Below are 13422 nucleotides of genomic sequence, written 5' to 3' on the forward strand. Positions count from 1 at the left end.
GAAATTGCCCTGGAAAGGCGGCAAACAAACGACAAGCGGGCGATGAACGTTTTGCAGGGCCAATGCCACTAAGCTCAAGACGAGCGCCTGCCCTCAGGGCTCTCGTCGATGCCTCGTGCACATTGGATTCGGCGATGAAGCGTCGAACGACAGTGGTTTTGGTCGTCGGGTGCCTGGCCGTCGTGACGGCGGCAGCGAACGGTCGTCGCGCTGATGGCGGCGCTGGATCCTCATGAATATTGCGCGACCGGCTTTTCGCCGCTGGTCAGTTGCAACCTCGGATGGTGGTCGAGAACCACCGGCCAATCGGATCCGATATTCGCTACCCCATCGAGCTCGCAAAACGCCACGTCGAGCCCGCGTCCGGCGTTGCAGCCGACGTCCGTCGACGTCACATCCTGGGCGATCGCCCAATGTCCCGGGAACAGCATCGGCAGGCGCCTGCTCTGTCGGCTCCTGCGGCCGAGGCATCGGTCGAGGCTGCGAGCGACGATCTCGCGACCGGACTGCCCAGGCCCAAACCCTGGCTGCTGACGACGGCGAGGAATTCACCCCTCATCGAGGCGGTTCGCGTCGAGACGGCGCTTGGTCTTGCGGCCGTGCTCAGCTTCTATCGTGGCGCACTCGGCAAGCGCGGCTGGACCGAGAACGGCGTTCCGGTCGTCGAGCCCGACAGGGCAATGGTCGCGTTCACGACGTCAAGCGGTCCCGCGCTCCTCCGGCTCATTCGCCAGCACGACCGGACGGTCGCCGGGCTATTGGTGCGCAAATCTGCCGCAGCGAATGCCGAACTCCAGCCAGCGCAGGGGCAGGTGCGCCTCCTGTTCGGCAATACCACGGATGAAACGGCCGTCATCACCATCAACGAGCAGACCATCAAGCTGGACGCACGCGCCGGGCGTCATCTGACCGACGCCCCTGCAACCGGACGCAGATCGCCGGACGGTGCGGAAATCAATCTGCCGCCGGGCATGTACAAGGTCGCCCTCCAGATCGCGGGCGGCGCGGCGCAGACCTTGGAATTCGCGGTTGCTGCCGACGAGACCTGGGGCCTGCTCGTCGGTCCGGACGGCGTCGCCCTTCCGATGCGCCTCTACTGAAGTCCAGTTGTCACTAAAACCAGGACACCATGTGTGCGATCGATCCATCGCACACGCGTAAACGCGCGCCGCATCAACCACCCTCGCCGCTCTCGGCATCGCCGCCCTCATCGCCCGGCACATACTCCAATATGTCCCCCCGGCCGGCAGTCCAGCTCGCGGCAGATCGCCGACAGCGTCGAGAAGCGCATCGCCTTGGCCTTGCCGGTCTTCAGGATCGACAGGTTCTGAATCGAGATGCCGATCGCGTCCGCGAGGTCTCCGAGGCGGCGCTTGCGCTTTGCGAGCATGACATCGAGGTTCACCACGATGGGCACCGGCATCACCTCAGATCGTCAGCTCGTTTTCGGACTGCAACAGGATGGCGTGCTCGATCACGAACTTCAGCGCCATCAGGAAGACGCCGCCAGCGACGGTGCTGACGTCGACGCCGTAGCTCGGCAGGAAGAATTTGACGTCGCCGAGTTGATACAGGGCATAGCTCACCGCAACGGTCGTGATCGTATCCACAAACGGCCAGACCACCAGGAAGATCCCCATCCACCAGACACCTTGCAGCGTTTCGGACACGAAGATCCGCCCGTTGGCGAATCGATTGACCATGCGATGCAGGATGCCGATCAACACGGCGTAAAACGATACCCCAAGCGCGAACAGCGACCAGAACAGCACCTGGCCCTTGGCCGACATGGTGAGCGGGTTGGCGACAATGGCGGCGCATTTGGCCTGCTCGCCGGTGAGGCTTTCGGCGATCGTGGCAGAGGCGGTGGTGGTGCGGTAATAGGCGAGCCACAGCACCACCGGCAGCGCGGCCCAGATCACCCAGAATGCCCGATCGAGCCTTCGAAACCAAAGCTGGCGCTGCTCGCGAACCGATTTCCCCATCGCACCCACCTGAAAAAATTTTTGCCAAACAGGCCATTATGGCTGGGATGCATCATGCCTTGGTAATGTTGTTGACTCAACTTAAAACGTGATTTATTTCATGTTTATCATGAAATTTTTCATGAAGAAGGTGGATGATGACATTAGCCCCCGATAATGACGGCCAGCTCAAGGCCCTAAAGCAGTTGATCCACGCTCACCTGACCCGCCGCCTGATCGTGGCGGCGTTGCACATCCCGCTCCTCGGCGGCACCGCCGACGCCGCCAAAGCCACCGACAAGGCGAGCGATCCGGCCGGCGTCTGGCTGACTCAGTCCGGCGACGCCAGGATCAAGGTCCACCGCTGTGGCGCCGCGCTGTGCGGCCGTGTCGTCTGGCTGAAGGAGCCGACCGACAAGGCCACCGGCAAGCCGCAGCTCGACGACAAGAATGCCGATCCCGCGCAGCGCACCCGGCCGGTGATGGGCATCTCGCTGTTCATCAACATGCAGCCCGCAGGCCCGAACAAATGGGCGGGCCGGATCTACAACGCCGATGACGGCAAGACCTATGAGAGCTCGGTGACGCTGGTGTCGTCAGGCACGCTGAACGTACGCGGCTGCATGGGAACGCTGTGCGCGGGCGAAGACTGGACGCGGTGAAGGGATCTGGCCCCGACCCTTCACTCGGCCAAGAAGAAAAGCAAACCCAGTCACTCAAGGCCGCCCATCGGGGCGGCCTTCTTTATGGGCCACCTCGCTTACGCTTCCGCCTCGCGCCACCTGAATGCTAACATGTGCAAACGGGATGGCGGTGAAGTCCGCCGATGCTCACCGGCCGTGAGTTGATGGCTCATGCCAGTTGAGCCGGCAACTGTGCCATGGCGGATTGCCCAGTGAGGAGGATGGTAACGGCCGAACCCAACCCACCTGCCTCACCGCCCCGAATCCCTGCGGGAATCTGGGCGCTGGGCTTCGTGTCGATGCTGATGGACATCTCGTCGGAGATGATCCACGCGCTGCTGCCGGTCTATCTCGTCACCGTGCTCGGCACCTCGATGGTGACGGTCGGCTTCATCGAGGGCATCGCGGAAGCGACCGCCTCGATCACGAAAATCTTCTCAGGCGCGTTGTCTGACTGGCTCGGCAAGCGCAAGCTTCTGGCGGCAATCGGCTACGGACTTGCCGCCTTCACCAAGCCGGTATTTCCGCTGGCGCCGACGGTCGGCTGGCTGATTGCCGCCCGCTTCATCGATCGCGTCGGCAAGGGCATCCGCGGCGCGCCACGCGACGCGCTTGTCGCCGATATCGCGCCCGCCGAATTGCGCGGCGCGAGCTTCGGCCTCCGGCAGTCGCTCGACACGGTAGGCGCCTTCGTCGGTCCCCTGCTCGCCATCGCCCTGATGTGGGTCAGCGCCGACAATTTCCGCGCGGTGTTCTGGCTCGCCGTCGTTCCGGCCTTCCTCTCGCTCGCCCTGATCGTGCTTGCCGTCGAAGAGCCGAAGCGTCACGCCGACGATGGCGGGACGAAAAACCCCCTGAGCCTCGCCGCTGCGAAGCAACTCGGGACATCCTACTGGCGCGTGGTCGGGATCGGCGTCGCATTCACGCTCGCCCGCTTCAGCGAAGCGTTCCTGATCCTGCGCGCACAAGATGTCGGACTTGGCGCGATGTGGGTCCCCGCGGTGCTCGTGCTGATGAACATCGTCTATGCACTATCGGCCTATCCGGCCGGCGTGCTGTCCGACCAGATCAACCGCACCGGCCTGCTCGCACTCGGGCTCGTCTGCCTCGCCGCCGCCGATCTTGCGCTGGCCACCCTTGCGAATCTCGGCGGGCTGGCGCTCGGCGTCGTCCTTTGGGGTCTGCACATGGGACTGACGCAGGGCCTGTTCGCGACGCTGGTCGCCGATGCCTCGCCCGCTTCGCTGCGTGGCACCGCCTACGGGTATTTCAACCTGCTGACCGGCGTCGCGATGCTTGGCTCGAGCGTCATCGCAGGCGCGCTGTGGGACGCGCTTGGCCCTGCGGCCACGTTCCTTAGTGGTCTCGGCTTTGCCCTGCTGTCGCTCGCCGGACTGCTCGCGATCGATACGATCAGCAAGCGTGCGAACGATCAAGACCGTTGAGGAGACGTCAGGCGAACTACACGACCAGCAGCGGCCTGACCTCGCCACCGAAGGCCGGTGATCGAACAATACCTAGCGCAGGTCCACAGCCGGGTTCCGCATCCGCTCCCCACGATCTGGGATGCTAGGCGGCTTTTGTTGCATTGCACAATTGTGCATGCTGCTATGCAAACAAGTCCGTTGTATCTGGCATCTGGTATACATAGTTTGGCTGCAGATGATGCGCCGGCCCATTGCTGGCCTCCAGTGAAAGGGGACGACAATGTCCAAGACGACTGCCATCAAGACTTCCGCCATCGCGCTCGCGCCGGCCTCGACCCTGTTCAGCCGCCTGCTCGCCTCGATCGACCGCCTGCTGATGAAGAGCGCGGAGATCTCCAACCGCAACGGCGACCTGCCGCGCTTCGGCCTCTGAGGCACAGCGATTTCCGGCGCTCTTCGCCGGGCGTGTTTCGCTGCAAGATGCGACCTGACATTGAACCTTCGACCAATGGCCCCGATTTCCGGGGCCATTTTTTTTGCGCGCTGAACTAGTGTTCGCGCGGGCGCCCGAGTCTTCTGCGGCATATGCGCACGCTGCCCCTGCGACAGCTTGAACCTTGGCATATCGGATACCAAGATGATCGCGCCGCGCCACAAGCAGAATGACAAAGCGCGCACTGGGAGGATGAATGTCGGACATGGTTCAGGCAACAGCGGCCCCCGCGGCCGCGCGTGTCAGCGACACCTATCGCTGGACGCAACTTGCGATCGGCGTCGCCGCAATGGTGATGATCGCAAACTATCAATACGGGTGGACGTTCTTCGTGCCCGACATCCAGAAGAAATTTGGATGGGATCGCGCATCGATCCAGTGGGCCTTTACGCTCTTCGTGCTGTTCGAGACCTGGCTGGTGCCGGTCGAAGGCTGGTTCGTCGATAAATACGGCCCGCGCCTCGTCGTGCTGATCGGCGGCATCCTCTGCGCGATCGGCTGGGCGATCAACGCGCAGGCGACCTCGCTGAACGGCTACTATCTCGGCATGATCATCGCTGGCATCGGCGCCGGCGGCGTCTACGGCACCTGCGTCGGCAACGCGCTGAAATGGTTTCCCGACAAGCGCGGGCTTGCAGCGGGCATCACCGCAGCCGGCTTCGGCGCGGGCTCCGCGCTCACGGTCGCGCCGATCCAGGCTATGATCAAGGACTCCGGCTTCCAGACCACCTTCCTCTATTTCGGTCTCGGCCAGGGCATCATCATCGTGCTGCTCGCCTTCTTCCTGCTCGCGCCGAAGGCCGGACAGGTGCCGGCCGTCGTGCAGAACGCCAACATCATCCAGACCCGACGCAATTATCAGCCGACCGAAGTGCTGCGGCAGCCGATCTTCTGGCTGATGTACTTCATGTTCGTGATCGTCGGCGCCGGTGGGTTGATGGTGACGGCGAACCTGAAACCGATCGCGGTCGACTGGAAGGTCGACAGCGTGCCGGTGACGCTGATGGCGGTGACGATGACGGCCGTGACCTTCGCAGCCACGATCGACCGCGTCCTCAACGGTCTGACGCGTCCGTTCTTCGGCTGGATCTCCGACATGATCGGCCGCGAGAACACGATGTTCATCGCCTTCGGCATGGAAGGCATCGGCATCTGGATGCTCTATCTCTGGGGCCACGATCCGATCTGGTTCGTGCTGCTCTCGGGCTTTGTGTTCTTCGCGTGGGGCGAGATCTACTCGCTGTTCCCCTCGACCTGCACCGACACCTTCGGTGCCAAGTTCGCGACGACGAATGCGGGCCTGCTCTACACCGCGAAGGGCACCGCGGCGCTCCTGGTGCCGATCGCCAATTACATGCAGCAATCGTCGGGCAATTGGGACAACGTGTTCATCATCGCAGCCGGCGCCAACATCCTGGCCTCGCTGCTCGCGATATCCGTGCTCAAGCCATGGCGGAAAATCGTGGTCGCGAAATCAACCGCGATGGCTTAGGCAACGCGGCACTTCTGCTGACGAAAACGCCCGGCCAAAGCCGGGCGTTTTTCATTTTGCGGCACCGATCGCGAGCCCAGATCAGCCCAAAGCATGCCAGTTTTGCTGCGGCGCAGCAGAAAGATGGGCTTGCTTTCTGGGATATAGTATACCAACCTCCCGCCAAGTGCTTGCGACGATACGCCACAATAATTGCGACACTGGGTCACAAGAAGACCAGGCGCGCTCGGGAGGATTTGATGGTTTCCAGCAATACTGCCGCAACACAAGCTCAACCTTCGTTCAGCGGGTTCCGCTGGCTGCAGCTTGTCATGGGCATCGTCTGCATGGCGATGATCGCCAACCTGCAATATGGCTGGACGCTGTTCGTCGATCCGATCGACGGCGCGCATCACTGGGGCCGCGCGGCAATCCAGTTCGCCTTCACGATCTTCGTGGTGACCGAGACCTGGCTGGTGCCGGTCGAGGCCTGGTTCGTCGACAAATACGGCCCGCGGATCGTCATCATGTTCGGCGGCGTGATGATCGCGCTGTCCTGGGTGCTGAACTCCTACGCTGATTCACTCACCATGCTGTATGCCGCGGCGGTCATCGGCGGCATCGGCGCCGGCTCGGTCTACGGCACCTGCGTCGGAAATGCGCTGAAATGGTTTCCCGATCGCCGCGGCCTCGCCGCCGGCGCCACCGCCGCAGGCTTCGGCGCGGGTGCAGCGCTGACTGTGGTGCCGATCGCCAACATGATCGCCTCGAGCGGCTACCAGACCGCGTTCTTCGATTTCGGCATCGGGCAAGGCCTGATCGTGTTCCTGCTCGCCTTCTTCATCCAGAAGCCCGCCGTCTCGATCCCGCCGAAGAAGAAGCAGCTCAACCTGCCGCAGACCAAGATCGACTTCACGCCGCCGCAGGTGCTGCGCAGCCCGATCTTCTGGGTGATGTATCTGGTGTTCGTGATGGTCGCCTCCGGCGGCCTGATGGCGGCGGCGCAGATCGCGCCGATCGCGCACGACTACAAGATCGCCACGACGCCGGTCTCGCTCGCCGGCTTCCAGATGGCCGCGCTGACCTTCGCGATCTCGCTCGACCGCATCTTCGACGGTTTCGGACGGCCGTTCTTCGGCTGGGTCTCCGATAACATCGGCCGTGAGCACACCATGTTCATCGCGTTCGGCACCGGCGCGCTGATGCTGCTGACGCTGTCGACCTGGGGCCACAACCCGCTGGTGTTCGTGCTGGCCACCGCGGTCTATTTCGGCGTGTTCGGCGAGATCTACTCGCTGTTCCCGGCGACCTGCGGCGACACCTTCGGCTCGAAATTCGCGACCACCAACAACGGCATGCTCTACACCGCGAAAGGCACCGCAGCGCTCCTGGTGCCGGCCGCCAGCATCGTTGCCGCCAGCTATGGCTGGCAGGCGGTGTTCGTGATCGCGGTCGCCCTCAATGCCACCGCGGCGCTGATGGCGCTGTTCGTGATCAAGCCGTTGCGCCGCGCGTTCATCAACGGCAACGAGGCGGCTGCGGCCGCAGCCGAGACCGCGACCAACGCCAAAACGGCCTGAGATGTCGGCCTGATTCGACTGCCGGATTTCGGGAACTGATGGAGGCGCACTTCGGTGCGCCTCTTTCTTTTTGACAAGTCAGGGATACCAGATACCAGATACTTCCGGAACGACCGATGACCTGCCCCATCACTGGCGGTCCCAATCGTCTGAAACGTCAGCTATTCTGCCTATTTTGGCTGTTTCCAGGTGGTAGATTTCTGCGACGGCGGCGTTGACAATTGGCATTTTGTATACCAGAATCCCGCCAACGATAACCAAGGAGGTTGCCATGCAAGTCGGAGATATCCTGCGCAAGAAAACCCCTCGCGTCGCTACGGTTCGCATGAACGAGACGGTGGCGATCGCCGCGCAACTGATGCGCGCCAGCAATATCAGCGCGCTCGTGGTGAAGGATGTCGTTCGCACCGAGGGCAACACCGCCGTCGGCATGTTCACCGAGCGCGATGTGGTGCGCGCGATCGCCGAGCACGGCGCGGCCGGTGCCAGCATGAAGGTCTCGCAGCTGGTCTCGGTGCAGCAGCTGGTGTCGTGCAGCTCGAGCGACACGCTCGAGCACATCCGTCACCTGATGACCAAGCACCACATTCGCCACGTGCCAGTGATCGACAATTACAGCCTGATCGGCGTCGTCAGCATGCGCGACATCGCGGCCGCGTTCGACGAGGAAACCGCCGCGTCGAAGAAGGACGCTGTGCCGGCGTAACAAACATCCCGGCTGTCATTGCGCTCGGCCAGGCGCTGCGTGTGTGATCACCGGCGCCTGAGCAGATGACGAAAGACTTCTGCCCCACCTTCGCCTGACCTCCGCGCCCCGTCATTTCCGCATGGGCACGCCGCAGGTCACCGGTAGACATTTGCCGGACAGGACTGCATCCTTCCCTCGACATCCAAAAACAACACCGTGCGCGGCCGTCCGCGTCGCGGAAAATTCCGATGGAAACGAGGGCAGAATGATCAAGACACGCTTCACCGAAATATTCGGCGTCGACCACCCGATCGTGCAGGGCGGCATGCAATGGGTCGGCCGCGCGGAGCTGGTTGCCGCCGTCGCCAATGCCGGCGCGCTCGGCATGATCACCGCGCTGACGCAGCCGACGCCGGACGATCTGCGCAAGGAGATCGCGCGCTGCCGCGAGCTGACCGACAAGCCGTTCGGCGTGAACCTGACCATCCTGCCCGCGATCAAGCCGCCGCCTTACGCCGAGTATCGCCAGGCCATCATCGAAAGCGGCATCAAGATCGTCGAGACCGCCGGCAACAAGCCGCAGGAGCATGTCGACGAGTTCAAGAAGCACGGCGTCAAGGTGCTGCACAAATGCACCAGCGTCCGCCACGCACTGTCCGCCGAGCGGATGGGCGCCGACGCGATCTCGATCGACGGCTTTGAATGCGCCGGACATCCCGGCGAGGACGACACCCCCGGCCTGATCCTGATTCCGGCCGCCGCCGACAAGGTGAAGATCCCGATGATCGCCTCAGGCGGCTTCGGCGATGCCCGCGGCCTCGTCGCAGCGCTGGCGCTCGGCGCCGAAGGCATCAACATGGGCACGCGCTTCATGTGCACCAAGGAGAGCCCGATCCATCAGCTCGTCAAGGAACGCATCGTCGCCAATGACGAGCGCGAGACCGAGCTGATCTTCCGCACCATGCGCAACACCTCGCGCGTCGCCAAGAATGCGATCTCGACCAAGGTCGTTGCGATGGAGAAGGAAGGCGCCAAGTTCGAGGACGTCCGCGAGCTGGTCGCCGGCGCCCGCGGCAAGATGGTCTACGCCACCGGCGATGCCGACGAGGGCATCTGGTCGGCCGGCCAGGTGCAGGGCCTGATCCACGACATCCCGTCCTGCGCTGAACTGATCTCGCGCATCGTCCACGAGGCGGAAGCGATCATCCGCGAACGGCTCGAGGCGATGATGTCCGGGGCTAAGCGCCAGGCTGCCGAATAGCTTCTGACCGAAGCAGGAAATGTTATCCGTCACCCTGAGGTGCTCGCGAAGCGAACCTCGAAGGGCGACGGCCACCAGCTGGGCCGTTCATCCTTCGAGGCTCGCCGAGCGGCGCAATTGCGCCGCAAGGCTCGCGCCTCCAGCGACAAAGGCGTAGCCTTTGCGCGGGGATGACGGTGCTCCAGCGTCATCTCGCGTTAGACGACACAAACGAGAAGAAGAAGCCCATGAAAGCCTATGTGTACGGAGCCAATGGCCCTGAAATCACCGACGTCGCAAAGCCCGTGCCGAAGGGCACGCAGGTGCTGGTCAAGGTTCACGCCTGCGGGCTGAACCGCGCCGATCTCGGCATGACCAAGGGCCACGCGCACGGCGCAGCCGGCGGCGTCGGCACCGTGCTCGGCATGGAATGGGCCGGCGAGGTTGCCGAGCTCGGCCCCGACGCCAAAGGCGTCAAGGTCGGCGACAAGATCATGGGCTCCGGCGGCGCCGCGTTCGCCGAATACACGCTCGCCGACCACGGCAGGCTGTTCCGCAGCCCTTCGAACATGAGCTTCGACGAGGCCGCCACCCTGCCCGTCGCACTCGCCACCATGCACAACGCCGTCGTCACCAACGGCGCGTTGCAGCCGGGACAGACCGTCATGATCCAGGGCGCGAGCTCCGGCGTCGGTCTGATGGCGATGCAGATCGCAAAGCTGAAGGGCGCCAAGCTCGTCGTGGGCTCCTCGACCGATGCGATGCGCCGCGGAAGGCTCAAGGAATTCGGCGCCGATCTCGCGGTGGATTCCAAGGATCCCGCCTGGGTCGATCAGGTGCTGCAGGCGACAGGAGGAGAAGGCGTCGATCTGATCGTCGACCAGGTCTCCGGATCGGTCGCCAACCAGAATTTGAAGGCGACCAAGGTCAAGGGCCGCATCGTCAATGTCGGCCGGCTCGGCGGCACCCATGGCGACTTCAACTTCGACCTGCACGCGGCGCGCCGCATCCAGTATATCGGCGTCACGTTCCGCACCCGCTCGATCGAGGAAATCAGAGAGATCTTCGAGGAGGTGCGCAAGGACATCTGGCCCGCGGTCGAGGCGCGCAAGCTGCAGCTGCCGATCGACCAGGTCTACAAATTCGCCGACATCGGCAAGGCGTTCGAGCACATGGAAGCCAACAAGCACCTCGGCAAGATCGTGGTGACGCTGTAGCGGGGTGCGGATTAGCTAAGCGCAATCCGCCATCTTCTGCCGGATGCACCGCGGATCATGCTGGAGCCTGTCATCGGGCCGCGCTTCGCGCGGACCCGGTGGACTAGTCCGCCCCCGCACTGCTATTGCGGAAGAAGCGCGATCTAACCGCTCTGCGCCGCGGCATAGAACGCTCGGACCTTCGCCAAGTCCTTTGCGTGGGTGCCTTCTCGGTCGGTCTTCGTTTTTGAGTCAACGCCCGCAGGCCGGACCGACCGGATGGCTTGCTTGACATTGTCTGGTCCGAGGCCACCAGCGAGGATGACCGGGCTACGAACGGTCTCGACAATCGTTCGACTGATGCTCCAGTCGTGCGTCACGCCCTGCGCACCGATCTGGACGTCACCAATGCGATGACTATCAAGCAGGATCCAGTCGACAATTCCATCATAAGCGCGCGCCACGTCCACCGCTTCAGGTCCCGTTACAGGTACGCTGCGCATGATTTTGGTTGTTGGCAGCAACCTTCGTAGCGCTACAACATGATCAGGCATGATCAATTCGTTTGAAGCGCCAAGATGCACGACGGGCGGATCAAGTTCCCTGACCATCCGTTCGATGAGGGCGACATCCGCCGAGAGGAACAGCGCCGAAAGCACGGACGGTGCCCGGATCGCTTTCATGACAGCTGCTGCTTTGTGAACCGAAAGTTCGCGAGGGAACGCGCCGTCGCCGACGAGCACGCCGACATGATCCACACCGATCGCGGAAATCGCCTCGGCTTCGAACGGTGTCGCCACTTCGTAGATTTGCGTCAGCATTGTTCTGCACCAGCCCCACGCACTTGAATAGGAGCGACAGCCCTCGGTCAATAGCCGGTTCAGCCGACCGGTCCGGGGACCCAATAATCCCCCGCAAGCGGGCTAACTTTTACATCGCTGATGACTCCGAGCTCCAGACTTGGATCGAAATAACGCATCGTCCGCTCATTGAGATCAATGATGCGGCCAGGCCTGAGTGGCCCCACATCATTTATCTTGACGATGACCTTCTTGCCTGCAGCCTCGACCAGCGCATATTTCGGCCTCGCGCCGAATTCGACCCCACCAAACTTCCGACGCAGACTTGTCTTGATGGCGGCCGCCCAGGCCGAGCGATCATAGCGCTCGCCGGAAGCAGTGCTCGGACCGCCCTCCTCCTTGCCGGGCTTGAACGGATTGTACATGGATGCTGCGCCAACGATCGCATCCCCGCAAGCAGCATTGACGACATCGCTTGAATGAACCGCACCGATTTCACTTCCAGCAGCTCGGCCAAAAATGGTGAGCGCAACTACGGCGCCGCAAACTGCGGCGCTCGAGCCGAACAGCATCATAACTCCTTGACTGATTTTTTCTCGATCGTTCGGTTCCCGATTTCGCAAAACATCGCCGAGTGAACGTGGAGACGTTAACCCGGTGCCAGTTCTTTGCGGATTCGTGCCAATTCCGGCGACGGAACCATTGTGGGAACCGCAGCCGGTCCCACACAGTGTTTTTAGTTCTCGCCCGACTAAGACAGAGAATGCGTCAGCAACATGACTGAACAGAACGTCCTCGACGGCGCGTGAACAGTGCATCGGCGTCACCTTCCGCACCCGCTCGATCGAGGAGATCCGCGAGATCTTCGACGAGTGTGCAAGGAGATCAGGCCCGCCGTCGAAGCGCGCAAGCTGCAGCCGCGCTGGCGTTAACGATGCTTAACGACTTCCGGCCTGAGCGAGATCGCTTCGCAGTTTGTTAGAATTTGCTCGCTACCTCGTCCAGGCACAGGGACCTGGGGAAAGACATGGCAAAGCGGGCAAAGCGTGCGAAGACAGAGACGCTCGCACTACCGACGGCCGGAAGAGTTGCAATCGGCGTCATGGCCGTTGCCGCATTGGGGTACGGTTTGCTGTCTCGCCCGGCGAGCATTCAACCGACAAAAAAAATCGACCGCGCATCAAGTCCTCGCGCTGTCAGCTCCAGCTCCAGCCCGCACGCCAACTCCAGTTCACGTACCAGTGCCAGTTCCCGCTCCAGTCCCGGCCCCGGCGCCTCGGATCGAAACACCAAAAGCCGCTGTCGCACCCGGAAGACTTGATCGGCAGATGGTTGACTACGTCAGCCACCAGACGCCGGGCACCGTCGTCATCGATACTGAAAACACATTCCTCTATCTCGTTCTGAACGACGGGCAAGCACTGCGCTACGGCATCGGTGTCGGTCGCGAGGGTTTCACGTGGTCCGGTGAACAGACCGTGGCCCGCAAAACAGCATGGCCGGATTGGCGTCCGCCTTCGGAGATGATTTCGCGTCAGCCTTATCTGCCGCGGTTCATGGCAGGCGGTCCCGGAAATCCGCTTGGCGCTCGGGCGATGTATCTGGGCGAGACTGAATATAGAATTCACGGCACCAACAAACCCGACACGATCGGGAAGCGGGTCTCATCCGGCTGCATCCGGCTGACCAATGACGACGTCATGGACCTCTATGAGCGGGTGAAAATCGGAGCGAAAGTGATCGTGCTTCCAGCAACATCAGCCCATCGATCGTCCCCGGGAACGCCGCCCGACGCCGCCTTCCAAACACCGGACCAGGCATCCCCGTCGCAACGCTCATGACGTGCCTGGTCTTCGCGATCATCACCTGTGCTGCGGTGA

The 13422-nt window shown here is 62.6% G+C and carries 12 protein-coding genes and 2 pseudogenes; 10 read left to right on the top strand and 4 right to left on the bottom strand.

Annotated elements, in window-relative coordinates:
• Positions 1 to 281: 281 nt before the first annotated feature.
• Positions 282 to 1100 (top strand): hypothetical protein, encoded by an 819-nt coding sequence (locus tag AC628_RS14390; RefSeq protein ID WP_143201602.1) that lies wholly within the window; start codon positions 282 to 284, stop codon positions 1098 to 1100.
• A 73-nt stretch (positions 1101 to 1173) separates the two neighbouring features.
• On the opposite strand, the pseudogene AC628_RS14395 reads toward AC628_RS14390, so the two are convergent.
• A pseudogene (locus AC628_RS14395) lies at positions 1174 to 1423 on the bottom strand (helix-turn-helix domain-containing protein).
• A gap of 4 nt (positions 1424 to 1427) precedes the next feature.
• On the bottom strand, positions 1428 to 1985 hold the full coding sequence (locus tag AC628_RS14400) for a DUF2975 domain-containing protein (RefSeq protein WP_050423973.1): 558 nt from the start codon (positions 1983 to 1985) through the stop codon (positions 1428 to 1430).
• 134 nt (positions 1986 to 2119) lie between these two features.
• Between AC628_RS14400 and AC628_RS14405 the strand changes: the two genes are divergently transcribed.
• The 8 genes from AC628_RS14405 to AC628_RS14435 all read left to right on the top strand — a co-directional run bounded on the left by AC628_RS14405 (position 2120) and on the right by AC628_RS14435 (position 10763).
• Entirely contained in the window at positions 2120 to 2626 is a 507-nt protein-coding gene (locus AC628_RS14405) for a DUF2147 domain-containing protein (RefSeq protein WP_083632905.1), read from the top strand.
• A gap of 242 nt (positions 2627 to 2868) precedes the next feature.
• Entirely contained in the window at positions 2869 to 4092 is a 1224-nt protein-coding gene (locus tag AC628_RS14410; protein WP_074127462.1) for an MFS transporter, read from the top strand.
• Between the two features lie 262 nt (positions 4093 to 4354).
• The gene (locus AC628_RS43985; RefSeq protein ID WP_168193376.1) at positions 4355 to 4507 is read left to right on the top strand and encodes a hypothetical protein; all 153 of its coding nucleotides are present in this window, start codon (positions 4355 to 4357) and stop codon (positions 4505 to 4507) included.
• A gap of 256 nt (positions 4508 to 4763) precedes the next feature.
• Positions 4764 to 6059 carry an oxalate/formate MFS antiporter gene (gene oxlT / locus AC628_RS14415; RefSeq protein ID WP_074127463.1) on the top strand — a complete coding sequence of 432 codons (1296 nt, stop codon included), beginning with the start codon at positions 4764 to 4766 and terminating at the stop codon, positions 6057 to 6059.
• Positions 6060 to 6298: 239 nt separating this feature from the next.
• Positions 6299 to 7618, top strand: coding sequence for an oxalate/formate MFS antiporter (oxlT, locus tag AC628_RS14420; protein ID WP_074127464.1), 1320 nt, complete (start codon positions 6299 to 6301; stop codon positions 7616 to 7618).
• Positions 7619 to 7889: 271 nt separating this feature from the next.
• Entirely contained in the window at positions 7890 to 8324 is a 435-nt protein-coding gene (locus tag AC628_RS14425) for a CBS domain-containing protein (RefSeq protein WP_074127465.1), read from the top strand.
• Between the two features lie 247 nt (positions 8325 to 8571).
• A complete protein-coding gene (locus AC628_RS14430) occupies positions 8572 to 9567 on the top strand; it encodes an NAD(P)H-dependent flavin oxidoreductase (protein ID WP_074127466.1) in 996 nt (331 codons plus the stop codon).
• Between the two features lie 227 nt (positions 9568 to 9794).
• Positions 9795 to 10763: a zinc-binding dehydrogenase gene (locus AC628_RS14435; RefSeq protein ID WP_074127492.1), complete on the top strand. Its 969-nt coding sequence runs from the start codon at positions 9795 to 9797 to the stop codon at positions 10761 to 10763.
• Between the two features lie 143 nt (positions 10764 to 10906).
• Here AC628_RS14435 and AC628_RS14440 read toward each other — a convergent pair whose 3' ends face one another.
• Together AC628_RS14440 and AC628_RS14445 are read right to left on the bottom strand one after the other, a co-directional pair.
• Complete coding sequence (locus AC628_RS14440; protein WP_074127467.1) at positions 10907 to 11563, bottom strand: phosphoribosylanthranilate isomerase; 657 nt, start codon at positions 11561 to 11563, stop codon at positions 10907 to 10909.
• A gap of 59 nt (positions 11564 to 11622) precedes the next feature.
• Positions 11623 to 12117: an RlpA-like double-psi beta-barrel domain-containing protein gene (locus AC628_RS14445; RefSeq protein ID WP_210190205.1), complete on the bottom strand. Its 495-nt coding sequence runs from the start codon at positions 12115 to 12117 to the stop codon at positions 11623 to 11625.
• Between the two features lie 452 nt (positions 12118 to 12569).
• On the opposite strand from AC628_RS14445, the pseudogene AC628_RS42890 reads away from it, so the two are divergent.
• Positions 12570 to 13383: pseudogene (locus AC628_RS42890) on the top strand (L,D-transpeptidase).
• The last annotated feature ends 39 nt before the right edge of the window (positions 13384 to 13422 follow it).

This window comes from Bradyrhizobium sp. NAS96.2, from assembly GCF_001908235.1.
Lineage (GTDB): Bacteria > Pseudomonadota > Alphaproteobacteria > Rhizobiales > Xanthobacteraceae > Bradyrhizobium.